This window comes from Rhodopseudomonas sp. RCAM05734 (assembly GCF_052658035.1).
On the sequence record NZ_CP199742.1, the window covers coordinates 1,193,012 to 1,218,119 of the forward strand.

Below are 25,108 nucleotides of genomic sequence, written 5' to 3' on the forward strand. Positions count from 1 at the left end.
AGAGGTGAAGGAAGCTACCGCGCTGGATTGAAATAGTTACATCACCACGCCGCCACCGCGCCATCGGAGCGCGGGTCGGTGGCGCCGTCGAGCACGCCGTTGGGATGCAGGACGATGGCGCCGGCGTGGCCCATGGTGCTGGAATAGCCCTCGAGCACCTCGACCTCGTGGCCGGCGGCCTTCAATTGCGCAACCAGCTCCGGCGCAAAACGGTCTTCCAGTTTCAGCGTGACGCTGGCGTCGCCCCAGGTCTTGCCGAGCAGCCAGCGCGGCGCCGACACCGCCTGCTGCAGCGGCATGCCGAACAGGCCGTAGCGCGAGAACACCGCCGACTGGGTCTGCGGCTGGCCTTCGCCGCCCATGGTGCCGTAGACCATCCGCCTTCCGTCGTCGAAGATCGCCATCGCCGGGTTGAGGGTGTGGAACGGTTTGCGGTTGGGCTTCAGCGCATTCCAGCCGCCCTCGGCCAGCCGGAATGACGAGCCGCGGTTCTGCCAGCAGATGCCGGTCTGCGGCAGCACGACGCCGGAGCCGAATTCGAAATACACCGACTGGATGAAGGAGACCGAACGGCCCTGGCCGTCGATGACGCCGAGCCAGATCGTATCGCCGGGCTTGGCCACATGGGGCCACGGCAGCGCGTGATTGCGATCGATCCTGGCGGCCAGTCTGTCGAGCAGCGCGCTGTCGAGGAAGGATGCGGGATCGGCGGTCATGTGGTCGGGATCGCCGACGTGCTCGTCGCGCACGATGAAGGCCTGCTTGGTGGCCTCGACCAGACCGTGGATGTGATCGAAGCCTTCGCCCGCGGTGACGCCGAGGCGGTCGAACAGCGCGAGAATCATCAGCGACGACAGTCCCTGGGTCGGCGGCGCCATGTTGTAGAGGCAGGCATGATGCAGCCGAGTCGACAGCGGCGGCCGTTCGCTGGCGCTGTGGCGCTGCAGGTCGGCTGCGGTGATCGGCGCACCGGTCGCGGCGAGGTCGGCTGCGATATCGTCGGCGAGCTTGCCCTTGTAAAAGGTGTCGAAGCCGTCGGCCGCCAGACGCTTCAGGGTCTGCGCCAGCGCCGGCAGCCGCAGCAGGTCGCCTTCCTTCGGCGCCTGTCCGCCCGGCATGAAAGTCGCGGCGAAATTGGGCTGGCCCGCCAGTTCGGGCGCCTTGGCGGCAGTCAGTTCGGCCTGGCTGCGGGTGACGACGATGCCGTCCTCGGCATAGGCAATCGCGGTTTCCAGCGGCTGCTCGCGCGTCAGCGGCGCCTGCCAGTGGCGCGTGGCGTCGAGGGATTTCTGCCAGCCGGAGACCGTGCCGGCGACGGTATTGGCGGCCAGCGGGCCGCGGTTCGGAATGACCGTGCAGCCGTGCTTGGCGTAATAAGCGAGGTCGACCGCGGCGCCGGAGCGGCCGCAGGCGTCGATGGACACCGGCGGCTTGCCGGGCTCGGCGATCAGCCAGAAGCCGTCGCCGCCGATGCCGGTCATGTGCGGATAGACCACGGCCAGCGCGGCGGCCACGGCAATCGCCGCTTCGACGGCGGTGCCGCCGTCCTTGAGGATCTGCAGGCCTGCTTGCGAAGCAAGGTGATGCGGCGAGGTGACCATGCCGCGGCGGGCATGCGGTGTTTCAATCATGTCGTGGCTCCCATAGGCACCTACGCATGCCTCCATCCTGCAACACTGTCAAAGGTGCGCGGGCACTGCGCGCGCGATGAATCGGAGTGGCCGGGGACCGGGACAGCCCCGCATTCTTACGGTCAGCGGCGTTAACGAGCGTGAATTCCCGCCGGTGCTAGCCTTTGGCCAGACCGACGTATTGCTGATCGACACGCGAGCAAAGCGCGGCAGGAAAGGCGGACAACATGCAGACCATCGAAACAGACTGCGCCAAGGAAGCCAGGCGGTGCCGTTTTGCCCAATTCTCTGGCCGCAGCACGACCCTGGTTCTCAGCGGCGCGAAGGTGAGCGGCGTGGTCTGGGCGGTGAAGCCTGACAAGCCGAAGGCGCCGTCGCGCTGGACCATCACCATCATCCCCGAGCACTCCCGCAATGTGAGCCTCGGCTGAGTTGACGGCGCCCTGAACGGTCAGGACGCCGCCTTTTTCACCCACACCTTGTTGTCGTGGAAGGCCGCGCCGCCATACGGCGCCACGGCTGTGGCACCGGTCAGCATGTTGATACCGTGGCCGCCCTTGTGCGAACGGTTCGGATGTACCGACTCGGCGATCAGCACGCCGCGTTGCAGTCCGCCGAAAAGCTTTGCCGTCAGCGTGGTCTCGCCGCGAGTATTGCCGAGGGTGACGAAATCGCCATCGGCGATCGACAATCCTGCAGCATCTTCGGGATGGATCATCACGCTCGGCGCGCCCTCGCGCGCCTGCGATGACGGGGTCTCGTTGAAGCTGGTATTGAGATAGCTGCGGGACGGGCTGGTGGCGAGACGGAACGGATGTACCTCGTCGGCCTCCTCGATGACGGCGCAGTGGTCGGGCAGGCCCGGAAGCTTCTGCCAGTCGCCCATCATGCCGTCATTGTTGAGCGGCACCGCAGCCCAGTCGGCCTTAAAGTGAAACTTGCCGTCGGGATGCGCGAAGCCATCGAGACAATGTGACGCGCGAAAATCCGGCTGGATGTCGCGCCACAGCTCCTTTTCCAGCGCATCGATACCGCCATGGCCGCTGTCCGCCAGGGTCTTGTCGATCAGTTGGCGCGGCGTCATCGCGAAGCCCGGATGCTGCGCGCCGAGCCGCGCGGCCAGCGCCACAATCACCTCGTGATTGCTGCGGCATTCGGCGGGCGCATCGATCAGCTTTGCGCCGACGGAGATATGCTGGTGGCCGCCGCCGTAATACATATCGTCATGTTCCATGAACATGGTGGCCGGCATCACGATGTCGGCCATAGCGGCGGTCTCGGTCATGAATTGCTCATGCACCGCGACGAACAGGTCGTCGCGCGCAAACCCCTGCCGCACCAGCGCCTGTTCCGGCGCCACCACCATCGGGTTGGTGTTCTGGATCAGCATCGCCTTCACCGGCGGCCCGTGCTTCAGCGCCGCGGGATCGCCGGTCAGGATGCGCCCGATCTTGGACTGGTCGAGCAGCCGCGTAGTCCTGTCCATCGCATCGCGGCCCTCGATCACCGATTCATCGAAATGCCAGATCGAGAAATTGTTGAAGAAGGCGCCGCCGCCTTCGTGCTGCCACGCGCCGGTCACTGCCGGGATGCACAGCGCCGCATGCATCTGCGCCGCTCCGTTGCGGCTGCGGGTGAAACCGTAGCCGAGCCGGAAGAAGGTCCGCGGCGTCTCGCCGACGGCGCGCGCGAAGGCCTCGATGTCGGCGACCGGGACGCCGCAGATGGACGAGGCCCATTCCGGCGTGCGGCTGGCGAGGTGCGCCTCCAGCTCGGCAGGGCAATCGGTGTAGTCGGCAAGATAGACGCGATCGGCATGGCCGTCGCGAAACAGCACATGCATGACGCCGCAGGCAAAGGCGCCATCGGTGCCCGGCCGCAGGATGATCTTGATGTCGGCCTGCTTCATGGTGTCGTTGTCGTAGATGTCGATCGCCGCGATCTTCGCCCCGCGTTCCTTCCGCGCCCGCGTCGCATGCGTCATCACATTGACCTGGGTCGACACCGGGTTGGTGCCCCAGATCACCACCAGGTCGGATTTGGCCATCTCGCGCGGATCGACGCCGGCGACCTTGCCCGTGCCGGCGGCGAAGCCGACACGCGCGATGGTCGAGCAGATCGTGCTGTAGAAGCGCGAATACTTCTTCACATGCGACAGCCGGTTGATGCCGTCGCGCATCACCAGACCCATGGTGCCGGCATAGTAATAGGGCCACACCGATTGCGCGCCGAAGTCGCGCTCGGCCGCATCGAACCGGCCGGCGATTTCGTCCAGCGCCTCGTCCCACGAGATGCGTGCGAATTGTCCGGACCCCTTCGGGCCGGTGCGGCGCATCGGATGCATCAGCCGGTCCGGATGATGGATCCGTTCGGCGTAGCGCGCGACCTTCGCGCAGATGACGCCGGCGGTGTAGGTCTGCTGTTTCGAGCCGCGCACCCGGCCGATCGCCGAGCCGTCGATGACCTCGATGTCGAGCGCGCAGGCAGAGGGACAATCGTGCGGGCAGGTGGAATGGCGGATGTCGATCTTGGCTACAGAATTCATGCCGTCACGATAGCATAGGACATTCCGCAGGGAAGCGCGCACCACCCTGCGCTGCGCCCAACATCGCGGCACGGACGGTGAAAATTCGGCAGCACACCCGGTGCACACAACCCGTCGTTGAATACCGCCGTCATGCGATCTTTTTCGGGCGCGATGAAATGCGAAGGGCGACGGGCCAGGACGACCGGCGTTCGTGCCCTTCTCAGAGGCGCGAGCGACGTCTAGTCTCCCGCGGTACGTTGTTACGACCAGCGCCGGGAGACACGGCGCGGATCAGGGAGTTGAACCATGAGACTGCAGGGAAAATCCGCCATCGTCACCGGCGGCGCGTCTGGATTCGGCGCCGAGATCGCCCGCGCCTATGTCCGCGAGGGCGCCAGCGTCGTCATTCTCGACCTCAATGACGAGGGCGCCCGAAAGGTCGCTTCCGAGATCGGTGCCGGAGCGGTGGCGATCGGCGGCGATGTCACCAGCAAGGCCGACATCGCAGCCTGCGTGAAGCTGGCGATCAGCCGGTTCGGCAAGCTCGACATCGTAGTCAACAATGCCGGCTGGACGTTTCGCAACAAGCCGCTGCTTGAGGTGACCGAGGAGGAATTCGACCGCACCTTCGCCATCAACGTCAAGTCGATCTTCCTGATGACCAATGCGGTGGTGCCGATCATGCGGCAGCAGAAGAGCGGCCGCATCATCAACATCGGCTCGACCGCCGGCGTACGGCCGCGGCCGGGCCTGACCTGGTACAATGCCAGCAAGGGCGCGGTGAACCTGATGTCCAAGTCGATGGCGGTGGAACTGGCGCCCGACGGCATCCGCGTCAACTGCATCGCGCCGGTAATCGGCGAAACCGCGCTGCTGGAATCCTTCATGGGCGTGCCCGATACGCCCGAGAACCGCGCCAAATTCGTCTCGACGATTCCGCTCGGCCGGATGTCGCGTCCATCGGACATCGCCAGTGCCTGCGTCTACCTCGGCAGCGAGGAGGCCGAGTTTCTGACCGGCGTGATCCTGCCGGTCGATGGCGGCCGCACCATTTGAGGCCGCCGTCGGGCGGGCGCCGCAGCACCGCGGCCATCACTTCCACGGCGATGGTAATCCCCGGGGGCTGGTCGGATCGGTTTTTCGCGCTATGCTCCGGTTTGCGTCGTACTGATGACGCATATCGACAACAGTCGGTCGAGGCGCCGCCAGAGCGCCGGGAGGAGGTCTCTTGCCTTATTTCGTGAAAGCAACTGATACGTCGGGCACGGTCACTTTGCGGCGCGATACCGTCGCGGCAGCGCTGAAGAAAGCGACCGAGCTCACCAATGACGGATCCTGGGACGTCCAGATCGGGACGCCCGACGGTCGCGTCTACGAGTCGGACGCCTTCGGGGAGCTTCGCGCCGACGCCGAAGCGCACTCCGGCTGACCTTGCGTATCTGAGGCGCGACATGCTGCTTCCCGGTCGATCGGCGCCGCTGGCGCCCGTCGACCGCGATACTTCATTGCAGCGTCTGTTTCATGAGCCGGAATATCGTCGTGTGGAGACGATGATATCGCGGCCATGCATGCCGCGCATTCGCGATGCGCATCGGCAGCGCATTTGACGACGTCGCGCAAAGCCGGCTAAATCCGATCAAGCGAAATTTCGCAGGTGGCAGCTTTGATCGGCCCCGTGAGGGCCGATCGGACCGTCATTCAACGATAATAAAATGGCGCACGCGTTGTCGTGTGCCCGCCGACCGGAGGAAGCCGCATGACCATCACCCGCCGCACATTTAGCATTGGCGCATCCGCCGCGCTGCTCGGGCCGGTTGCGGCGCCGTTCATTCGCACGGCGGGCGCGGCCGAGCCGGCGATCCGCATCGGCGTGGTCAATTCCATGAGCGGCGGTCTGGCCGCCTATGCCCAGGAAGGCCAGCCGGCCTTCGAATACATCATCAAGAAGATCAACGCCGAAGGCGGCATCAAGAGCAAGGGCGGCGCGAAGATCGAGCTGGTGATGGCCGACGACACCAGCCAGCCGGCGCGCACCGCCGCCGAGGCACGCCGGCTGATCACCGAAGAGAAGATCCAGCTGCTCACCGGCACCATCCTCAGCGCGCAGATGCTCGCGCTCACGCCGGTCATCGACGAAGCGAAAATGCCGACGCTGTCGGTCTGGGCCGGCGGCGCGCAGTCGAACTACATGTTCACGCTGGGCTATCCCTACGACCGCGGCTACGCGCAATCGATGCATGACTTCGTCATCTCGCTGCGCGACGACAGCAAATTCCCGATCAAGACCGCGGTGATGGGCTATTCCAACTACGAAGCCGGTCAGCAGTCCAACAAGTTCCTGGTGGAGAAGCTGAAGAAGAGCGGCATCGAGATCATCGGCGAGGCCGCGCTCGACATTCGCGCCCAGGACCAGACTGCGGCGATGATCCGCATCCGCTCGCTGAAGCCCGACGTGGTCGTCGGTCTCGTCACGCCGCGGGATGGCATCCTCCTGCATCAGGCGCGCTACAACCTCAACTATCACGGCAGCATCTTCTGCGGCGGCACCGGCGGCTATTCCGACCTGTCGCTGTGGAAGGATCTCGGCCCCGAAATCGGCAAGGCCGTGCTGACCCGCAACCTGTTCGGCATGACCGGCTTCAGCGAAGGCGCCAAGATTCCGTCGATGCAGGCCATCGTCAAGGAATTGCGCGACGTCGCCAAGCTGGACAAGATCGGCCAGGGCGCCATCCAATATGCCCAGGCCGCCCGCGTGCTGCAGCAGGCGCTGGAGAATGCCAAATCGCTGCAGCCCGACGATCTGCTGTCGGCGCTGAAGAACGTCAATATCCCCTATGGCGATCCCAACCTCTACGTCTCCAAGCCGCAGGGCTTGCAGTTCGCCGAGGATCGTCTGCTCAAGGACGGATCGGCGATGTTCATCCAGTGGACGCCCGAGCAGCAGCAGCAGGTCGTGTTCCCCAAGGAATTCGCCCAGGTGGCGCCGCGGCCCAAATCCTAGCAACGGCTTGAGATCCCGCCGTGGCATTTCTTGAAATCGCTGATGTCACCAAGAAGTTCGGCGGGCTGGTCGCGGTCAACGCGATCAGCTTCTCGGTCGAGAAGGGCGAGATCGTCGGCATCATCGGCCCCAACGGCGCCGGCAAGACCACGCTGTTCGGCGTCATCTCCGGCTTCATGGCGCCGACCAGCGGCGACGTGCGGTTCGACGGCGCCAGCATCACCGGCGTGTCGCCGGACCGTCTGGTGCGCCGCGGGCTGATGCGCAGTTTCCAGATCGTGCAGAGCTTTGCCGACATGACGACGCTCGACGTGGTGACGACGGCGGCGCTGACGCGCCGGCCGATGCGCGAGGCCGTGGACTACGCGGCCGAGACGCTGCAGCGCGTCGGACTCGGCGGCAAGGAACTGATGACGCCGCTGACCCTGTCGCTGCAGGACAAGAAGCTGCTCGAGCTGGCGAAGTGCATCGCCACCGATCCACGCTGCATCCTGCTCGACGAGGTGATGGCCGGCCTGACCATGGCCGAGACCGCGGCGCCGATCGCCATCATCGAGGAGTTGAACCGGCAGGGCGTCACCATCGTGATGGTCGAGCATGTGATGCCGGTGATCATGCGGCTGGCGCGACGCATGGTGGTGATCAATTTCGGCGAGAAGATCGCCGAGGGCACGCCCGACGAGATCATTAGGGATCAGCGCGTGATCGATGCCTATTTCGGGGATCACATCGATGCTTGAGATCGATCACCTGGTCGCAGGCTATGGCGGCGTCGCGGTGCTGCACGATATTTCCGCCACGATTGGCGCCGGCGAGATCGTCGGCCTGCTCGGCGCCAACAATGCTGGCAAGACCACGCTGATCAACGCGCTGTCCGGCACGGTCAAACCGATGTCCGGCCGCATCCGCTTTCAGGGCAAGGACATCTCGAAGATGACGCCGCAGGCCCGCGTCGAGGCCGGCATCGTCCAGGTGCCGGAAGGCCGGCTGGTGTTCCCCGACATGACGATCCGGGAAAACCTCCTGCTCGGCGGCATCAATGCGCGCGCGCGAAAAGGCCGGCCGCAGCAGATGGACAGGGTGCTCGGCCTGTTTCCGCGGCTCAAGGAGCGGCTGACGCAGCATGCCGGCTCGCTGTCCGGCGGCGAGCAGCAGATGCTGGCGATCGGGCGCGGGCTGATGGCCGAGGCCAAGCTCCTGATGCTCGATGAGCCCTCGCTCGGCCTGTCGCCTCTGTTCGTGCAGTACATCTTCGAGATCATCGACAGGCTGCACGCCGAGGGCCTGACCATCCTGCTGGTCGAGCAGAACCTGAACCTGACATTGCGCCATGCGAAGCGCTGCTACGTGCTGGAGCGCGGACAGGTGGCGGTCGAAGGCGAGGCCGACCTCGTCCGCAACGATCCGCGCACCCGCAGCGCCTATCTCGGACTGTGACCGGAGAACGATGTGACTGAGCTCTATCAGGCGCTGGCGCAGGGCCTTCTGATCGGCAGCACCTACGGTCTGCTGGCGCTCGGCATGGGCCTCGTCTATGGCGTGTCGGGCGTGGTCAATTTTTCCCACGGCGATTTCATCTCGCTGGGCATGTTCATGTGCCTGGCGCTGTATTCCGCCTTCTCGCTCGATCCCTACGTGTCGGTGATCATCACCGTGCCCGTGATGACCGCGATCGGCGCGCTGGTCTATCTCTACCTGATCCGGCCGATGGTCGGGCACCAGTTCCTGATGGTGGTGCAGCCGACCTTGGGCCTGAGCCTGGTGCTGCAGAACGGCATCCTGATGGTGTTCGGCGGCCAGCCCGCGCGCACGCCGTCGGTCGTGGAATCCAAGCTGTTCATCCTCGGCGACGTGGTGCTGCGCGTGCCGCACATCATCGCCTTCGCGATTTCCTTCGTGCTAGCCATCGGGCTCTACATCATGCTGCGCTCCACCGATTTCGGCCGCTCGATCCGCGCCGTGCACCAGAACGCCCATGCGGCGGCGCTGATGGGCATCGACGTCGGCCGCGTCCAGGTGCTGACCTTCGCGCTCGGCATCGGCATCCTCGCATTGGCCGCGGCGCTGCTGCTGCCGGGAACGCCGATCCAGCCGACGCAGGGACTGCGCTACACGGTGATCACGCTGCTGGTCGTGGTGCTTGGCGGCATGACCAATTTCGTCGGCATCATGCTGGGCGGGCTGATCATCGGCATCGCCGAGGCCTTCGGCACCATCTATCTGGACGGCCCGCTGGGATTGCTGATGCCCTACATTATCTTCGTCGCGATCATGCTGTTCCGGCCGCAAGGCCTGACCTGGAAGTCGCAGCGATGAGGGAGGAATTCTACAACACGCTGAGATCGCCGATCTGGTGGGGTGCGCTGGCCCTCGCGGCAATGGTGCCGTTCGTGCTGCCGAGCTATTACGTCCACATTCTCACGCTGTCGCTGGTCTATGTGGCGCTGGCCTCGTCGTGGAATATCGTCGGCGGCATGGCCGGGCAGATCTCGCTGGCGCACAGCCTGTTCATCGGCACCGGCGCCATGCTGTCGACCGCGCTGCTGCTCAAGCTCGGCGTCAACATGTGGCTGGGCCTGCTGATTTCGGCGGCGATCTCGGGCGTGCTCGGCGCGCTGATTGCCTGGATCGATTTCCGCTTCCAGCTCGGCCACCTCTCCTTCGTGCTGATCACCCTGGCCTTCGCGGAAATGGGCAGCATCGTGGTCGAGGGCTCGGAATTCTTCGGCGGCGCCTCGGGCCTGCTGCTGCCGAAGGACACCGGCAATTTCCTCGCCTTCCAGTTCGGCGGCGGCTCCGGTGCGTTCTGGATGATGCTGGCGCTGGCGGCGATCTGCGTGCTGGTCAGCGTCGCCATCCTCAATGCGCCGCTCGGCTATTATCTGCGCACCATCCGCGACAACGAGAAGGCCGCGCAGGCCATCGGCGTCGACATACTCCGCTACAAGATCACGGCCATGGTGATTTCCGCCGTGCTGGCGTCGGTGGTCGGCACCGCCTATGCGCGCTACCTCACCTTCGCCGATCCCTATCTGCTGGTGTCGCCGGTGATCACCATCGAGATCGTGCTGTTCGCCACCGTCGGCGGCCTCGGCCGCGCCTATGGTCCCGCACTGGGTGCGCTGCTGCTGGTGCCGCTCGGCGAGGTGCTGCGCGGCAAGCTCGGCAGCACCCTGCCGGGCCTGCATTATTTCATCTACGGGATCGTGGTGATCGCGGTGATCCTGATCACGCCGCGTGGCTTGCTGCCATTGTGCGAGAAAATGTGGGCGCGCCTCCGGCGCGCGGCATAGTCGTCGTCATTCCGGCTTCGCTCGCGCCCCGGAATGCAACCTCAGAATTTCTTGACGATCATCAGGCACAGCAGGATCGTCGCGCACGACGCCATCACCGCAGCCATGTTCAGCAGGTTGCGCGCGGCCACGATGACCGTCGAGGTCGGATAGACCGCGGCCGTTGCATTGGCCTTCTTGCGCGGTGCCGATCGTTTCTTGTTCGCCATGCTGGTTCCCGAATGGAGGGTCAGGCTGTTGTGCAACCTGACCCTGACGCCGTCCCTGCCGAGGTTTGTCCCTCGATCATGGCCGGACCATAGCATGAACGGGGGCTGAATTGCTTAATCGATGTGGTGAATCAATCCTGACCGGAATCGATGGTTTATGAAATTCTGCCGCCCGTACGCGCGGCTCACACGAAGCGACGCACGTTGACCTCTTCGAGATCGAGTTCCCGCTCGATGGCATGCAGCACGTCGTCATGGATCTCGCCGCTGCGATGCAGCCGCAGCAGTTCGGCGCGGCCGGCGGCATTGGCGGCCAGCACGGCGTTGTAGTGATCGATGCGATGCGGCGCGAGCGTGTCCTTCTCCTCGCTGAACCGTGTCGCCGCGCGGACGCGGTAGGAATACTGTTCGAACAGCCGGGGATGGCGATGGCTGCCGTCGGGATTGAGCGATTGCACCTCCACTGCAGCCGGCTGTGCGGTGGCGACGCGGGCGCGCGTCTGCTCCTCCGTCAGCGTCGAGCGGTGCTGTGCCGTGAAATCGCCGCGTAACACCAGCCGCACCAGCGGCGCCAAAGTGGTGCCCTGCACCAGCACGGTGACCAGGATCACGACGAAGGTCACGGCGAGAATGAAATCGCGGCCGGGAAAGCCTTCCGGCAGCGACAGCGCCACGGCGAGACTGACGACCCCGCGCAACCCGGCCCAGCTCATGATGAACGGCACCGCCAGCGGCGGATAGGGATCCCGCGCCCGCAGCGCCGGCGACATCAGCCGCGGCAGGTAGGTACCGGGAAAGATCCAGACGAAGCGCGCCACGATCACCGCGGCGACGATCGCCGCGGTGGCCGGCAACAGGCTCATCAGGGTGTCGCCGTTGTCGCTCAGCCGCGTCAGCACGCCCCTGAGCGACAGGCCGATCAGGATGAACACCAGCGATTCCAGCGCGAATACCATCACGCCCCACACCGAGAGCGCCCGCGTGCGCGTGGCGGCATCGATGATCTCGTGCTGCTTCCAGCCGAGGATAATGCCGCAGGTGACGGTGGAGAGCACGCCTGAAACCCCGAGCTTTTCCGCCGCGATGTAGGAGATCCAGGCGTTGAGAAAGGTCCAGATGATGATCAGGTCGGTGTCGCGCAGCCGCTTCACGGCGAAGATGCTGATGACGGCGCAAGCGATGCCGGCGGCGATGCCGCCCGCAGCCAGCCAGACGAAGGTCAGGCTGGCTTCGCCGATGCTGAAGCTTCCGGTCAGCGCCGCGGCGACCGCAAAGCGAAACAGCACCAGGCCGGAGGCATCGTTGACCAGGCTCTCGCCCTCGAGCAGCACGATGACGCGCGGCGGCAGCGGCAGCTTCGACAGCACCGCCTTGGCGGCGACGGAGTCCGGCGGCGACACGATGGCACCCAGCGCAAAGCACGCCGCCCATGGCAGCGACGGCATCACCAGATGGGTCACCACGCCGACCACCAGCGTGGTGAAGAACACCGCGCCGACAGCGAGCTGCAGGATGATGCGAATGTCGGCGCGAAAATCCCGCCACGAGGTGAACCAGGCGCTGGACATCAGCAGCGGCGGCAGGAACAGGACCAGCACCAGATCGGGATCGAGTTCGATATCCGGCGTGCCCGGGATCAGCGCGAAGCCGATGCCGCCCAGAATCAGCGCCGCCGCCCGCGGCAGGTTGAAGCGCCGGGCCACGAGGTCCAGCAATAGGATGACGGCCATCAGCAGAAGGATCAGTTCGAAGCGCGAGACGGCGGTCATGATGGCCTGACAATGCGAGAGAAAACGAATGAGCGTTTCTCGCAAATGCCGGGCGGGCTGTACAGGCTAACGGCCTAGCAGGATCCAAGCGGCTCATGCTCATCCCTCCCCCCGCGTCTTCGCGGTGGGGAGGGTGGCCGGCCGCAGGCCGGTCGGGTGGGGGGCGGCACAACATGGAGAGCAGCGCGTTGTGCGCCCCCCACCCCGGCCTCCACTTCCGACGATGCTGTCGCATCGTCGTTCGTTCGGCCGACCCTCCCCACCTTGCGCAGCTTCGCTGCGCTTGAGGGGAGGGATGTTATTGACGCCTCATCAAACAAAAAGGGCGGCCACCGGCCGCCCTTCGTCGTCGTCAAGAACTGCGCGTCTACTCCGCGCTGCTGACCAGCCGCAGCGGTGCGGTGTGCTCTGCCAGGCTGCGATACACCGCCATGTAGTCCAGCGCCATGCGCCGCGCCGTGAAGCGCGCCTCGAACTGCCTGCGGATGGCGCCGCGGTCCATTCCCGGCAGCCGCCCCACCGCCGCCACCGCGCTGGTCTCGTCTTCGACGATGAAGCCGGTCAGCGCCTCGTCGATGATCTCCGGCACCGAGCCACGGTTGTAGGCAATGACCGGCGTGCCGCAGGCCATGGATTCGATCATCACCAGCCCGAACGGCTCCGGCCAGTCGATCGGCAGCAGCAGGCCGAGCGCGCCCGAGAGGAATTGCGGCTTCTCGCGGTCGCCGATCTCGCCGATATATTCCACCAGCGGGTGATCCATCAGCGGACGGATCACCTCGTCATAATAGTCCTGATCGGCGCGATCGATCTTGGCGGCGATTTTCAGCGGCATGTTGGCGCGAATCGCGATCTTGATGGCGCGGTCGACACCCTTTTCCGGCGCGATGCGGCCCAGCACCGCGAGATAGCTCGGCGTCACCGACTGCGGCGTCAGCAGCTTCTCCGGCAGGCCGTGATGGATGGTGCGCACGAAATTCGCCTGCGGCACCGGGCGACGCTGCGCATTGGAAATCGAAACCACAGGGGCCTTGGAGAAGGTGGTGAACACCGGCTGATGTTCGGGAAGGTCGAGCCGGCCATGCAACGTGGTGAGAAACGGCGTGGGCTGGCGGGCGAACAGCGAGAACGGATAGTAATCGAGATGGAAGTGCAGGAAGTCGAACTCGTCGTCATCGGATTTCTGTCGGACCCTTTCCAGCATCTCCATGTGGAGTGCATTGGGATCGCGAACCGAGCCGTCGAGCCGCAACGCCTTGGGCCATCCGGCGTCGAGTCTTGCCGATGTCTGCGAATCGCCGCTGGCAAACAGCGTGACATCGTTTCCGAGTGCGACAAGTTCCTCGGTCAACCAGTGAACGACACGTTCGGTGCCGCCGTAAAGCTTGGGCGGTACGGCTTCCGTCAGCGGGGCAACCTGCGCGATGCGCATCTCAACGTCTCCTGTTGTTGTCGCGGATAAGAGTTCCCTCACGACTAGCGGCACCGGCATGCCGGATCGGGAACGTTTTCGCAGATGCGAAGTTCCTCACTGCGAGCGTACTTCCTCCACACTGTGGTCTTGCTGATGCCACCTCATCAAACCAGAGTTTCCCAATCGCTTGTGCTGCATGAATGTTGCGCAGTGATGGCGACAACATGGGGATTCGAAGTGAGCAGTATTGATCGGCGGCTCACCGGGCGGCGCGACCCTTCCTGACGATTCTCTTTATCCTCCAACGAGTTTTGTGGGTCACATGGACAGTCTTTCCGGATATTCGCACCGCCCTTTCGCCTTCGTGTTGCGCTATCTGAAGCAACGGCCTGCATCACATCTCATCATCCTGCTTTCGGTGATCGCAGCGGTCGCCTGCTCGGTGGGCACGCAATACGGCGTCAAGTATCTGGTCGACGGGCTTTCCGCCGGGCCATCGCAAGACAACCGCGTATGGCTGGCATTCGCATTTCTCGTGGCTCTGATCGCCGCCGACAATTTTCTCTGGCGGATCGCCAGCTGGACCGCGAGTTTCACTTTTGTGGGCGTCACCGGCGACCTGCGCCGCGATATTTTTCGGCATCTGACCGGCCACTCGCCGAACTACTTTTCCGACCGGCTGCCGGGCATGTTGACGAGCCGCATTACAGCGACTTCCAACGCGGTGTTCACCGTCGAGAACATGTTCGTCTGGAACGTGCTGCCACCGTGCATCGCGACCTTTGCGGCGATCATGCTGATCGGCACCGTCAGCCTGCCAATGGCGGCGGGCCTCACTGTCGTTGCCGGCATCGTGGTGGTGGCAATGTTCAAGTTGGCCGCCGCCGGCAAGCCGCTGCATGACGATTTCGCCGACAAGGCCGCCGCGGTCGATGGCGAAATGGTCGATGTCATCAACAATATGCCGCTGGTCCGCGCGTTCTGCGGGCTCGGCTACGAACACGACCGCTTCGACGCCACGGTCAACCGCGAACTCAATGCGCGCGGCCGCAGCCTGCGCTACCTCGAGAAGCTGCGCCTGACCCATGCCGTCATCACGGTGGTGCTGACCATCGGGCTGCTCGCCTGGGCGATCCGGCTGTGGCAGGCCGGCGGCGCCAGCACCGGCGACGTGGTGCTGGTCTGCACCCTCGGCCTGTCCATTCTGAGCGCGACGCGCGATCTCGCCGTGGCGCTGGTCGACGTCACCCAGCACGTGGCGAGGCTGACCGAAGCGATCGCCACGCTGCTGGTGCCGCACGATCTGAGCGATCATCCGGAGGCGGAACCGCTGGTGCGCAGCGGCGCGGCGATCGCCTTCAACAACATCTCTTTCAAGTATCCCGGCGGTCTGCAGGTGTTCGATCGATTCACCCTGCGTCTGCACGCCGGGCAGCGCGTCGGCCTGGTCGGGCAGTCCGGCGGCGGCAAGTCCAGCCTGTTCGTGCTGCTGCAGCGTTTTTACGACGTGGAAAAGGGCAGCATCACCATCGACGGCCAGGACATTTCGCGGGTCACCCAGCAGAGCCTGCGCGAGGCGATCTCCGTGGTACCGCAGGACATCTCGCTGTTCCATCGCTCCATCATGGAGAACATCCGCTACGGCCGACCCTCCGCCAGCGACGACGAGGTGCTGCGCGCGGCGATTGCGGCGCGCTGCGATTTTGTCGAGACCATGCCGGAAGGCCTGCACACCATGGTCGGCGATCGCGGCATCAAGCTGTCCGGCGGACAACGCCAGCGCATCGCGATCGCCCGCGCCTTCCTGAAGGATGCGCCGATCCTGCTGCTGGACGAGGCCACCGCGGCGCTCGATAGCGAATCCGAAGAAGCGATCCGCGAGGCGCTGTCGCGTCTGATGCGCGGTCGCACCGTGATCGCCATCGCTCATCGCCTTGCGACGCTGCGCAACTTCGACCGCGTGGTGATGTTGCAGGGCGGCAAGATCATCGAGGACGGCAAGCCGGACAGCCTGATGCAAGGCACCGGTCCGTATCGCGAACTCGTGACTCAGGAAATGAGCCGCCTGGCTCAGCACGCCGCCTGAGCGGCTTACAATCCCGGACCGGATCGCCTGCGATTCGGTTCCGTCCCGGAACCTGCCGAGGTCTCCCATGCCCATCGACGCCGCCGCCAAGATCAGCGCCATCCCGGTCGAAACCGTCTCGGAATCCCCGTTCTATATTCCGATGACCGGCCCCGCCGCGCGACCGCGCCGCGCCCTGAAACACGACGACACCTTCGTGGTGCTCGATAGTCATGGTGACATCGGCGCCTCCGCTGGCGGTCCCGACGGTCTGTTCAACGCCGACACCCGCTATCTGGCGCGGCTCGAACTGACGCTCGACGGATTGCAGCCGCTGCTGCTCGGCTCCAACCTGCGCGACGACAATTCGGCGCTGACCGTGGATCTCACCAATCCGGACATCTACAGCGGGGGTCGCCTGGTGCTGCAGAAGGACATGCTGCACATCGTGCGCACCTTCTTTCTCTGGCGCGGCACTGCCTATCAGCGCATCGGCCTGCAGAATCATGGCGAGCATCCGGCCAGCTTCGATCTCACGCTGGCCTTCGACAACGATTTCGCCGATCTGTTCGAGGTGCGCGGCTCGCAGCGACCGCGCCGCGGCGTGGCTACCAGCCGGCTGCTCGGCCCCAGCGACGTTGCGCTGGAATATACCGGCCTCGACGATACGCCACGCAGCACCATGGTGCATTTCGACCCGCGGCCAACGCGGCTGTCGCCCAATCTGGCGACCTATCATTTCGAACTGGCGCCGCAGCAAGCCACCTCACTGTTTGTCGCTGCGTCTTGCAACGCCGCTCCCGGGCATCAGCCGGCGCCGTTCTTCAAGGCCCTGCTGGCGCACCGGCGCGAGATGCGCAACTTCTCGAAGGGCGCCACCTCGATTGAAACCTCCAACAACATCTTCAACGAGGTGCTGTGCCAGGCCATGGCCGACCTCAACATGCTGCTGACCGAGACGCCGCAGGGCCGCTATCCCTATGCCGGTATTCCCTGGTATTCGACCACGTTCGGCCGCGATGGCCTGATCACCGCATTGCAGATGCTGTGGATCGATCCGCGCGTCGCGCGCGGCGTGCTCAGGCGCCTCGCCAGGTTCCAGGCGACGACGGTCGATCCGCTCAACGATGCCGAGCCCGGCAAGATCCTGCATGAAATGCGCGGCGGCGAGATGGCCGCTCTGCGCGAGGTGCCGTTCGCGCAGTATTACGGCAGCGTGGATTCCACGCCGCTGTTCGTGATGCTGGCCGGCCTCTATGTGGAGCGTACCGGCGACGACCACACGCTGCGCGAATTGTGGCCGGCGATCGAGGCTGCCTTGCGCTGGATCGATGGGCCCGGCGATCCCGACGGCGACGGATTTGTCGAATACCAGCGCGCCACCGACCAGGGCCTGCAGAACCAGGGCTGGAAGGATTCCTTCGACGCTATCTTCCACGCCGACGGCAAGCTCGCCGAGGGCAATATCGCGCTCGCCGAAGTGCAGGGATATGTCTACGCCGCCAAGCAACTGGCCTCGAAGCTGGCATTGCGCATGGGCTTGACCGACAAGGCCAGCGAGTTGTCAACGCAAGCGGAGAAACTCGCCGCAGCGTTCGAGGATGCATTCTGGTGCGAGGAGCTCGGCACCTATGCGCTGGCGCTGGACGGCGAGAAGATGCCTTGCGAGGTGCGGACCTCCAATGCCGGTCAGGTGCTTTTCACGGGCATCGCCCGCGAGGACCGCGCGCGCATGGTCGCCGCCGATCTGATGCGGCCGCACTTCTTCACCGGCTGGGGCATCCGCACCGTCGCGCGCGGCGAGGCGCGCTACAATCCGATGTCCTACCATGACGGCTCGATCTGGCCGCACGACAATGCGCTGATCGCGCTGGGCCTTGCGCGCTACGGATTGAAGCATTCGGTGGAGGCGGTGTTCAAGGGCCTGTTCGATACCGCGACCTATATGGACCTGCGGCGGCTGCCGGAACTGTTCTGCGGCTTCCAGCGCGAGAAGCGCCGCGGGCCGACTCTGTATCCGGTGGCCTGCGCGCCGCAGGCCTGGGCCAGCGCCACGCCGTTCACGCTGCTCGAAGCCGCGCTCGGCATCGAATTCGACGCCGCGCGCGGCGAGATCCGGCTGCGCAACCCACGGCTGCCGTCATTCCTGACCGAAGTGGTCCTGCGCGATCTCACACTGAATGAGTCCAGCGTCGACCTGCGGCTGCGCCGTCACAACGACGATGTCTCGCTAGAAGTGCTGCGCACCCGTGGCCGCATCCAGGTCTCGATCGTGCTGTCGCACTGACATGGCGGCGCGGTCGCTCCGCCGAACCTTGCCGGGAGGCTGTATGCGTCAATCAGGTTGGACGATCGCCGTAATGATCGCCGTCGGGCTTTCGACGGGTCGGGCATGGCCGGCCAATGACACACTTGCGCCGCAAGCTGCCCCGGCTTCGCCGCAAGCGATTCCGGGCGCTCCGGACAAGAAACCGGCCGATGCCGCGCCGGCCGAGGCGACGACACCGCCCGTGGTGACCGTGATCGACGCCGTCGATGCGCGCGGCATTCTCGGCCGCGACGTGCGCAGCCCGACCGGCGATAACATGGGACGCATTGCCGATGTGATCGTCGATCGCGGCGGCCAGACCCGCGCCGCGGTGATCGACTTCGGCGGCTTTCTCGGCGTCGGCAGCCGCAAGATCGTGGTCGACTGGAGCGCGCTGCGGTTTGGCAACGTCGCCAACAAGAGCGAGAGCATCAGCCTCGGCCTGACCCGCGAGCAGGTCCGCGCCGCGCCGGAATACAAGGATGACCAGCCGATCGTAGCGCTCGGAGCCTCCGGCAAGCTGGAGCCGCTGCGCTATCCGCCATTGAACGGACAGGAGAAGTAGACTGTCCACGCATGCACCCATCCTTGCCAATGACGATGCTCCGCGCGATGACCACGCGGTACCGGAACTTGGCGTGCATGCGCCCGGCATCGCGCCGGATCTCGACGGCGAGCCGCCGCCGAAGCCTGCGCCCTCGCGGCAAAGCCTGCGCGGCCTCGACTGGTTCATCTTCTTTCTCGCCGACGTGCAGACCGGCTTCGGTCCGTTCGTCGCGGTCTATCTCACCACGCAGAAATGGACGCAGGTGGAGATCGGCTTCGTGCTGTCGATCGGCGGGATCATCGCGCTGATCGGACAGATGCCGGGCGGCGCCATTGTCGACGCCGCCAAATCGGAAAAGCTCGTTGCCGGTTTAGCGGTGGCGACGATCGGCTGCTGCGCGCTCGGCTATGCCGCGCTGCCGATCCTGCCGGTGGTGATGACCGCGGCAACGCTGCATGCCATGGCGAGCTGCGTGCTCGGTCCGTCGATTGCCGCGATCAGCCTCGGCCTGGTCGGCCCGCTGCGGATCGGCGAACGGCTCGGCCGCAACGCGCGCTACGCCTCGCTGGGCAACGGCGTTGCCGCCGCGGTGATGGGCACCTGCGGCTATTTCCTGTCGAGCCGGTCGGTGTTCGTGGTGACGTTCCTGCTGGCGATGCCCACCTTGCTGGCGCTGTCGCGGATCCGCGCCCGCGAGATCGACGCGGCGCAGGCTCATGGCGCGACGCCGCACAAGAGCGCCGAGCGGAAATCCATTCGCGTGGTCGATCTGCTGCGCCAGCGCCCGCTGCTGATCTTCGCCGCCGCAGTGCTGCTGCTGCAGCTTGCCAATGCGGCGATGCTGCCGCTGATGGCCGGCGTGGTGACGACGCGGTCGGCCGACTGGGCACCGGTGCTGATCGCCTTCTGCATCGTGGTGCCGCAGGCCATCGTCGCGCTGTCATCGCCGACTGTCGGCCGCAAGGCGCAGCAATGGGGCCGCCGGCCGCTGCTGCTGCTTGGCTTCGCCGCGCTGGCCATCCGCGGCCTGCTGTTCGCGATCGTGAAGGATCCTTACGTGCTGGTCGCCGTGCAGGTGTTCGACGGCATCACCGCCGCGGTGTTCAGCGTGATGATCCCGCTGATCGTCGCCGACGTCGCCTTCGGCAGCGGCCGCTTCAGCCTCGCCCAGGGCATCGTCGGCACTGCGACCGGCATCGGCGCCTCGCTCAGCACGATACTCGCCGGCTTCGTCGCCGATCGCTTCGGCGCGCCGGTGGCCTTTGTCGGCCTCGCCTGCGTCGCAGCCCTCGGGCTGTTGATGATCTGGACCATCATGCCGGAGACAAGGCGGGAAGTTTCATAACCTCTCCCCGCACACAGTTGTCATCGCCCGGCCAGGCGCGCACTTGCGCGCAAGGACCGGGCGACCCAGTATTCTGCGGCGTCGGTGGCGACGCCGCAGCGCTTGCGTCTACTGGGTCACCCGCTTGCGCGGGTGACGACAACCGAGAAGGTTAGGCCGCGACGTTCTCGCCGAGATAGTTGATCGCAGCTTCGGTGCCGCCCTTGCCGTGGGGAATGCCGAGCGCCTGCAGGCCCATCTCGATGACCCCCAGCGTGCCGAGGATCATCGGCGCATTGACGTGGCCCATATGGGCGATACGGAACGCCTTGCCCGAGAGATCGCCGATACCGACGCCGAGAACGACGCCGCACATGTTCTTGCAATAGGCCAGCAGCGGCGCCGGATCCTGAATCGTCACCGTCGTCACTGTATTGGAGCGCTCGCGGGCCTCCTCGATGTTGAAGTTGACCACCTGTCCCTCTGACCACACGGCGACCGCGCGGCGCACCGCTTCGGCGAGCAGGCTGTGGCGCCGGAACACGTTGTCCAACTTCTCATCGAACAGCATGTCGATGGCCTGTCGCTGAGCGAACAGCAGATGAACCGGCGCGGTGCCGGAATATTTGTTGTAGTGCTCCGGCCCCTCGCGCTCGGTCCAGTCCCAATAGGGCGTGCGCAAATTCGCAGTCTTGTGCACCGCGCGGGCGCGATCGTTGGCGGCGACGAAGCCGAGGCCGGGAGGCGCCATCAGGCCCTTCTGTGAGCCGGACATGGCGACGTCGATGCCCCATGCGTCCATCTCGAACGGCATGCAACCGAGCGAAGCGACGGCATCCACCATGAACAGCGCCGGATGGCCGGCGGCCTTGATCGCCTTTCCGATGGCTTCAATGTCGTTGTAGGCGCCAGAAGCTGTGTCGACCTGTACCGCCAGCACCGCCTTGATCTCGTGGTTGGTGTCCGCGCGCAGCCGCGCTTCCACTTCCGCGGGGCGGATGGCGCGGCGCCAGTCGCCCTTGAGGCCCTCGACATCGACGCCCATCGCCCGGGCAGCCTGCCCCCAGCCGATCGCGAAGCGACCGCTCTCCAGCACCAGGATCTTGTCGCCGCGCGACAGCACATTGGTCAGGGTCGCTTCCCACGCGCCATGGCCGTTGGCGATATAGATGTAGGTCCGGCCCTTGGTGGCGAACAGCGTGCCGAGATCGCGCAGGATGCTCGCGGTCATCTGCACCATGGTGTCGGAATAGATGTCGAGGGCCGGGCGATGCATGGCGCGCAGCACTTCGTCGGGCATGGTGGTGGGGCCGGGGATGGCCAGAAACTCACGCCCCGCTCGAACGACCATTTCAAATTCCTTGCTGGCAACCGGATGACTGGATGGGGATGGTGGCATGACGCAGCGCGGAATCAAAGCGCGCGCACCGCATGCGATGGATGCAGCGCCGGAGCGGGAATTTCAAGGCGGCGCGGCGTTATTTCCGAGCGCGGTGCTGATGGCGCTCCAGATGGCATCCTTGATCTCGGTGGCCGGCGGGCTCGGGATCGTCACCGCGGGCCCGTCGCGCTTCTGGCAGGCGACCACCAGGCGCACGATCCACACCTCGCCGTCGGTGAAATACGCATCGCCACCGCCATTGCGTCCGGCCAGCGTCGGTCCGATGCCGGTCACCTGATATTTCGCGGTGACCATGCCGGCATTTTCAAGGTCGCCGGTCAGCAAGGTGCGCTCGGCATCGATGTCGGCGGCGATGTGGTGGGTGATGGCACCGGTGTATGAGCTGATGCCGACGCTTCGATCGAACGTGGCGTCGCCGAGCCAGACCGGCCGGTCTTCCTGGCCGCGGTCGAGCACCTTCCAGAACCGCACATGGTGGCGATGATCGGCGCTGCTGCCGACCGGCTTCTCGAAAGCGAGATCCTCGCGACGGCCGAGATAGAAAAGCGGACTCACCGGCGCGTCGCGATAGGGCCGGTCAAGCAGCACGCTGCCGACGATCTCGACCGACGATTTCAGCGTCACGGGATCGGCGGGATACCAGCCCGCTTTGCTCATCGCGCACAGCACGTCCGTGCGGTCGCCGATCAGCCCGACATTGATGGGGTCGCCAGCGATGCCCTGCGCGGTCATGGTGACCATCGGCAGGCCGGCCAGCCGCTGCTGGTGCTCGTAATGGGTCCAGAACGTCGGCAGCAGAAAGTAGGCGACGGCGCCGTAGACTGCGAGCAGGAATACGGTGAGCCGTGCGGTCTGGTGCAGCCGTCCGCGCCGGGGCTTCGGCGCCGGCGCGTCGGGTCGGATGTCAGCCAATGCGTCGCGCCCTCGAGAGTCCGACTGGCGTGAAGCCTAGCATGGGATCGCGGAAAAGCTCAGCGCCGGGTCTCGCGGCAGCCTGCGGCCTGGGCCTCCTCCACCGAGCAGAACCAGCGCGTGCCCTTGCTGATCTTCATGCTGATCTTGGCGTACCAGCGGCTCTTCGGCGTATGATAGATGCAGACGCCGGAGCGGTTGACGTTGCCCTTGATGGTGCAGGTCGGCGACGGCGCCACCGATCCGGACGCCGAGGCCAGCAGGATGGCCAGCGCATTCTCCGGCGGCTTGACCGATCCGAGGATGGTCGTCTTCTTGTTGCGGACGCGCCAGTCCCACGGCGCGATGAAGGCGCCTTCCCACAATCCAATCTTGGCGTCGCGCGCGACCTTCTCGTCGGCGTCATAGGTGTGCGCGAACTGCACGAAGGACAGCGCCCAGCCGTTGGCCACCATCCATTTCTGGACGTCTTCGCCGTCGACCTCGCATTTGGCCACCGAGCGGCCGAAGCGGTCGGTGCGGGTGACATGGCAGGTCCAGCTCTTGTCGCCGACATGCTTCACCAGCGCGTCGTGGGCCGCGACGCCGCAGGTCCAGCGCTCGCCGGTCGCATTGATGCAGAGCTGGTCGAGCGCCGGCGCGTCGATGCCGGCGAGACGGATGCGGGTGCTGCCGATGGCGATCTGGTCGCCGTCGCGGATTTTCGGGATGCCGGTGATATCCGCCGCCTGCGCCAGGGTCGGTAGGCCGAGCAGCAACAGCGACAACAGAAATCGATTGAACATTATCAATATCCCGGCAATGGGCGGAACTGAGCTTTGAACACCAATTGTGCGGGGAATTGGGCAGCCGCGCCAGCACGGCGACACGTGCCGGATTCAACTTAGCGCGATATGGCGCGGCGCTGGGAGATGCGTCACGACTTGATAGCCCGCCGCGCCAGCGCCAGTCCCATCAGCACGAAGGCCGAGGTCACCTCCGGCCCGCCCACCAAAATCCGGGTCGGCGTCTTCATCTTGTTCCATTCATAGGCCCGAAACGGCCCCTTGCGGCCGCCTTCGCCGAAATGGCCGACGATGCACTGCAGCGCCGGGGCGAAGCTGCTCGCCTCGGCGCCGAGGTGGCCGAGCGCGATCAGCGCCAGCGCCGCGTCGAACACGTTCATCTCGGCGGCCATCAGCGTGTGCTGCACGTAAGCCAGCACGCGGCTGCGGATGAAGGCAAAGGCGCCATCGGGATCGATCGCCTGGCGGGCGGCTGGCGGCAGCAGCAGGAACGCGGCATGGCAGCGGCCGAAATAGGCGCAGTACAGTTCCGGCAGGTAATAGATGTGCGAGCGCGGATCGGCGAAGGCGCCGGACGCCACCAGCCGGTGCTGAAAGCCGATGATTCGCTGCAGCGTCTGCAGCCGCTGCGGCGTTTCCAGAATCCTCCAGCGCGCGCAGTTGCGAAAACTGACCTCGAGAATGTCGAGGTTCAGCGTCGGATCGAGATCGTTGCCGAACGGCCGCTCGTTTTTGAGATTGTCGATCCAGGTGACCACGCCGCCGGCGTAGTCGATATGATCGTTGAGCGGCACGGTGACCATCGGCGCGTTGGCGCCATTGCCGACCTGGTAGCCGGCGTAGAAATCCAACAGCGGCTGGTCGAGCAGCGGATCGCATGAGCCGGCCTGGGTGGCCGCGGAAAACGAACAGGCGGTGGTGTCGCAGTCCGGCACATAGACGTCGAAGCCGAGGCTGTGCTTGATCCCGGTAAAGAACTTGCTGAAGCGCGGCTGCGGAGGCGGCGCCAGCGCGGTGATGACGCCGACCGTGCGGCCGTCATGGCAACGCACCTGCTCGCGGCTGGTGGTCAGGCAGAACGTGACCATGTCCGAAATCGCGCGCTCTGTCGCCTGCGCCTGCTCGGCCGTGGCGAGTCCGCTGCCGGCAAAGCTCAGCAGCGCCTCGGTGAAGAACGCATCGTAATAGGCCGAGCGATGGCGGATCTGCACCGGCGCCCACATCGGCTCGGCGATTCCCGTCCATGGCGGATTGATCAGTTTTGCTGCCGGCGAGCGCGCGATGAAGACGCGCGCCAGGTTGAACAGCAGCGTCGAGTTCTTGTAGTTGCGGGCGTTGAGCCCGGTCAGCGCCATCAGGAATTCGCGGCCGTGCAGGTCGGGATCGCCGATCAGGTTGAAGGCGGCGTAGGCCGGAATGAAACCGTTACTGCCGAACGAGCGCAGCAGATGCGCGCCACAGGTGCGGATCACATGGTCGATCGCGGCGAGATCGGGCGCGGTTGCCGGCGCGGACACTTGCGGAGGCGCGGGATGGCTGAGTGTCACGCTGTCCAGCAGCTCGGCCACCGGCCGGCCGATCGCCGCCCAGTCCGGCGCCGCGTCGTCGCGGGCGCGGATCAGGGCGTCCTGCAGGCTGCGAAAGCGGCCGGGATCGCGCAATTCCGGCAGTCCGGCCCGCCGCAGCAGGGCCCGCAGCGCCGGATTGCCCAGCGCCGTCTTGTAGAATCTTGCGATGTGGGGATCGCCGCCGCGATCGCCGAGAAAGACGGGGTCGCAGAGATCGTACAGCGACGGGCCATCCTTCGGGCCAGTGAGCGCCTGGCAGGCGGCACGGACGAAATACGGGATACTCATCTGCGGGTCCGGCGCTGAGGCATGCAAGTCCTTGCAGAAATTACACAAATGCAACGGGAACACAA

21 protein-coding genes are annotated in these 25,108 nt (G+C 65.4%); 12 read left to right on the forward strand and 9 right to left on the reverse strand.

Going from position 1 to position 25,108, the window contains the following annotated elements:
* Positions 1 to 41: 41 nt before the first annotated feature.
* Positions 42 to 1,631: a gamma-glutamyltransferase family protein gene (locus ACUXVA_RS05845; protein ID WP_445491236.1), complete on the reverse strand. Its 1,590-nt coding sequence runs from the start codon at positions 1,629 to 1,631 to the stop codon at positions 42 to 44.
* Positions 1,632 to 1,858: 227 nt separating this feature from the next.
* On the opposite strand from ACUXVA_RS05845, the gene ACUXVA_RS05850 reads away from it, so the two are divergent.
* Entirely contained in the window at positions 1,859 to 2,062 is a 204-nt protein-coding gene (locus ACUXVA_RS05850) for a hypothetical protein (protein WP_265081130.1), read from the forward strand.
* Positions 2,063 to 2,082: 20 nt separating this feature from the next.
* Here ACUXVA_RS05850 and ACUXVA_RS05855 read toward each other — a convergent pair whose 3' ends face one another.
* Positions 2,083 to 4,176, reverse strand: a complete 2,094-nt coding sequence (locus tag ACUXVA_RS05855) for a molybdopterin oxidoreductase family protein (RefSeq protein WP_265081129.1) — start codon at positions 4,174 to 4,176, stop codon at positions 2,083 to 2,085.
* A 288-nt stretch (positions 4,177 to 4,464) separates the two neighbouring features.
* Here ACUXVA_RS05855 and ACUXVA_RS05860 point away from each other — a divergent pair, with 288 nt between their 5' ends.
* From ACUXVA_RS05860 to ACUXVA_RS05890, 7 genes are all read left to right on the forward strand, one after another.
* Complete coding sequence (locus tag ACUXVA_RS05860) at positions 4,465 to 5,214, forward strand: glucose 1-dehydrogenase (RefSeq protein ID WP_265081128.1); 750 nt, start codon at positions 4,465 to 4,467, stop codon at positions 5,212 to 5,214.
* A gap of 172 nt (positions 5,215 to 5,386) precedes the next feature.
* On the forward strand, positions 5,387 to 5,587 hold the full coding sequence (locus ACUXVA_RS05865) for a hypothetical protein (protein WP_265081127.1): 201 nt from the start codon (positions 5,387 to 5,389) through the stop codon (positions 5,585 to 5,587).
* Between the two features lie 327 nt (positions 5,588 to 5,914).
* Complete coding sequence (locus ACUXVA_RS05870; protein WP_265081126.1) at positions 5,915 to 7,159, forward strand: ABC transporter substrate-binding protein; 1,245 nt, start codon at positions 5,915 to 5,917, stop codon at positions 7,157 to 7,159.
* Between the two features lie 20 nt (positions 7,160 to 7,179).
* Positions 7,180 to 7,899, forward strand: coding sequence for an ABC transporter ATP-binding protein (locus ACUXVA_RS05875; RefSeq protein ID WP_265081125.1), 720 nt, complete (start codon positions 7,180 to 7,182; stop codon positions 7,897 to 7,899).
* The gene (locus ACUXVA_RS05880) at positions 7,892 to 8,596 is read left to right on the forward strand and encodes an ABC transporter ATP-binding protein (RefSeq protein WP_265081124.1); all 705 of its coding nucleotides are present in this window, start codon (positions 7,892 to 7,894) and stop codon (positions 8,594 to 8,596) included. Before ACUXVA_RS05875 ends, ACUXVA_RS05880 begins: the two co-directional genes overlap by 8 nt.
* 12 nt (positions 8,597 to 8,608) lie before the next feature.
* Positions 8,609 to 9,475, forward strand: a complete 867-nt coding sequence (locus ACUXVA_RS05885) for a branched-chain amino acid ABC transporter permease (protein WP_445491241.1) — start codon at positions 8,609 to 8,611, stop codon at positions 9,473 to 9,475.
* Positions 9,472 to 10,452, forward strand: a complete 981-nt coding sequence (locus ACUXVA_RS05890) for a branched-chain amino acid ABC transporter permease (protein WP_445491243.1) — start codon at positions 9,472 to 9,474, stop codon at positions 10,450 to 10,452. The genes ACUXVA_RS05885 and ACUXVA_RS05890 overlap by 4 nt, the downstream gene beginning before the upstream one ends.
* A gap of 41 nt (positions 10,453 to 10,493) precedes the next feature.
* On the opposite strand, the gene ACUXVA_RS05895 is transcribed toward ACUXVA_RS05890, so the two are convergent.
* From ACUXVA_RS05895 to ACUXVA_RS05905, 3 genes are all read right to left on the reverse strand, one after another.
* The gene (locus tag ACUXVA_RS05895) at positions 10,494 to 10,661 is read right to left on the reverse strand and encodes a hypothetical protein (RefSeq protein WP_265081121.1); all 168 of its coding nucleotides are present in this window, start codon (positions 10,659 to 10,661) and stop codon (positions 10,494 to 10,496) included.
* 185 nt (positions 10,662 to 10,846) lie between these two features.
* Positions 10,847 to 12,430, reverse strand: coding sequence for a Na+/H+ antiporter (locus ACUXVA_RS05900; RefSeq protein ID WP_445491246.1), 1,584 nt, complete (start codon positions 12,428 to 12,430; stop codon positions 10,847 to 10,849).
* A 367-nt stretch (positions 12,431 to 12,797) separates the two neighbouring features.
* A complete protein-coding gene (locus ACUXVA_RS05905; protein WP_265081119.1) occupies positions 12,798 to 13,862 on the reverse strand; it encodes a glycosyltransferase family 4 protein in 1,065 nt (354 codons plus the stop codon).
* A gap of 304 nt (positions 13,863 to 14,166) precedes the next feature.
* Between ACUXVA_RS05905 and ACUXVA_RS05910 the strand changes: the two genes are divergently transcribed.
* The 4 genes from ACUXVA_RS05910 to ACUXVA_RS05925 all read left to right on the forward strand — a co-directional run bounded on the left by ACUXVA_RS05910 (position 14,167) and on the right by ACUXVA_RS05925 (position 20,109).
* On the forward strand, positions 14,167 to 15,930 hold the full coding sequence (locus ACUXVA_RS05910) for an ABC transporter ATP-binding protein (RefSeq protein WP_265081118.1): 1,764 nt from the start codon (positions 14,167 to 14,169) through the stop codon (positions 15,928 to 15,930).
* A gap of 67 nt (positions 15,931 to 15,997) precedes the next feature.
* Positions 15,998 to 18,196, forward strand: a complete 2,199-nt coding sequence (locus tag ACUXVA_RS05915; RefSeq protein ID WP_265081117.1) for an amylo-alpha-1,6-glucosidase — start codon at positions 15,998 to 16,000, stop codon at positions 18,194 to 18,196.
* A 43-nt stretch (positions 18,197 to 18,239) separates the two neighbouring features.
* Positions 18,240 to 18,782: a PRC-barrel domain-containing protein gene (locus ACUXVA_RS05920; RefSeq protein WP_445491249.1), complete on the forward strand. Its 543-nt coding sequence runs from the start codon at positions 18,240 to 18,242 to the stop codon at positions 18,780 to 18,782.
* A gap of 73 nt (positions 18,783 to 18,855) precedes the next feature.
* On the forward strand, positions 18,856 to 20,109 hold the full coding sequence (locus ACUXVA_RS05925; RefSeq protein ID WP_265081115.1) for an MFS transporter: 1,254 nt from the start codon (positions 18,856 to 18,858) through the stop codon (positions 20,107 to 20,109).
* Positions 20,110 to 20,260: 151 nt separating this feature from the next.
* Here ACUXVA_RS05925 and ACUXVA_RS05930 read toward each other — a convergent pair whose 3' ends face one another.
* The 4 genes from ACUXVA_RS05930 to ACUXVA_RS05945 all read right to left on the reverse strand — a co-directional run bounded on the left by ACUXVA_RS05930 (position 20,261) and on the right by ACUXVA_RS05945 (position 25,043).
* On the reverse strand, positions 20,261 to 21,439 hold the full coding sequence (locus tag ACUXVA_RS05930; RefSeq protein ID WP_265081114.1) for a pyridoxal-phosphate-dependent aminotransferase family protein: 1,179 nt from the start codon (positions 21,437 to 21,439) through the stop codon (positions 20,261 to 20,263).
* 111 nt (positions 21,440 to 21,550) lie between these two features.
* The gene (locus tag ACUXVA_RS05935; RefSeq protein ID WP_413776424.1) at positions 21,551 to 22,402 is read right to left on the reverse strand and encodes an LssY C-terminal domain-containing protein; all 852 of its coding nucleotides are present in this window, start codon (positions 22,400 to 22,402) and stop codon (positions 21,551 to 21,553) included.
* Between the two features lie 59 nt (positions 22,403 to 22,461).
* The gene (locus ACUXVA_RS05940; protein WP_265081113.1) at positions 22,462 to 23,187 is read right to left on the reverse strand and encodes a thermonuclease family protein; all 726 of its coding nucleotides are present in this window, start codon (positions 23,185 to 23,187) and stop codon (positions 22,462 to 22,464) included.
* A 131-nt stretch (positions 23,188 to 23,318) separates the two neighbouring features.
* A complete protein-coding gene (locus tag ACUXVA_RS05945; protein WP_265081112.1) occupies positions 23,319 to 25,043 on the reverse strand; it encodes a hypothetical protein in 1,725 nt (574 codons plus the stop codon).
* Positions 25,044 to 25,108: the final 65 nt, after the last annotated feature.

Excerpts from the sequence above, each read along its gene's own strand:
- ACUXVA_RS05845 (WP_445491236.1), bottom strand. The coding sequence starts at position 1,631 with ATGATTGAAACACCGCATGCCCGCCGCGGCATGGTCACCTCGCCGCAT.
- ACUXVA_RS05850 (WP_265081130.1), top strand. The coding sequence starts at position 1,859 with ATGCAGACCATCGAAACAGACTGCGCCAAGGAAGCCAGGCGGTGCCGT.
- ACUXVA_RS05855 (WP_265081129.1), bottom strand. The coding sequence starts at position 4,176 with ATGAATTCTGTAGCCAAGATCGACATCCGCCATTCCACCTGCCCGCAC.
- ACUXVA_RS05860 (WP_265081128.1), top strand. The coding sequence starts at position 4,465 with ATGAGACTGCAGGGAAAATCCGCCATCGTCACCGGCGGCGCGTCTGGA.
- ACUXVA_RS05870 (WP_265081126.1), top strand. The coding sequence starts at position 5,915 with ATGACCATCACCCGCCGCACATTTAGCATTGGCGCATCCGCCGCGCTG.
- ACUXVA_RS05880 (WP_265081124.1), top strand. The coding sequence starts at position 7,892 with ATGCTTGAGATCGATCACCTGGTCGCAGGCTATGGCGGCGTCGCGGTG.
- ACUXVA_RS05890 (WP_445491243.1), top strand. The coding sequence starts at position 9,472 with ATGAGGGAGGAATTCTACAACACGCTGAGATCGCCGATCTGGTGGGGT.
- ACUXVA_RS05895 (WP_265081121.1), bottom strand. The coding sequence starts at position 10,661 with ATGGCGAACAAGAAACGATCGGCACCGCGCAAGAAGGCCAATGCAACG.
- ACUXVA_RS05900 (WP_445491246.1), bottom strand. The coding sequence starts at position 12,430 with ATGACCGCCGTCTCGCGCTTCGAACTGATCCTTCTGCTGATGGCCGTC.
- ACUXVA_RS05905 (WP_265081119.1), bottom strand. The coding sequence starts at position 13,862 with ATGCGCATCGCGCAGGTTGCCCCGCTGACGGAAGCCGTACCGCCCAAG.
- ACUXVA_RS05910 (WP_265081118.1), top strand. The coding sequence starts at position 14,167 with ATGGACAGTCTTTCCGGATATTCGCACCGCCCTTTCGCCTTCGTGTTG.
- ACUXVA_RS05915 (WP_265081117.1), top strand. The coding sequence starts at position 15,998 with ATGCCCATCGACGCCGCCGCCAAGATCAGCGCCATCCCGGTCGAAACC.
- ACUXVA_RS05920 (WP_445491249.1), top strand. The coding sequence starts at position 18,240 with ATGCGTCAATCAGGTTGGACGATCGCCGTAATGATCGCCGTCGGGCTT.
- ACUXVA_RS05930 (WP_265081114.1), bottom strand. The coding sequence starts at position 21,439 with ATGGTCGTTCGAGCGGGGCGTGAGTTTCTGGCCATCCCCGGCCCCACC.
- ACUXVA_RS05940 (WP_265081113.1), bottom strand. The coding sequence starts at position 23,187 with ATGTTCAATCGATTTCTGTTGTCGCTGTTGCTGCTCGGCCTACCGACC.
- ACUXVA_RS05945 (WP_265081112.1), bottom strand. The coding sequence starts at position 25,043 with ATGAGTATCCCGTATTTCGTCCGTGCCGCCTGCCAGGCGCTCACTGGC.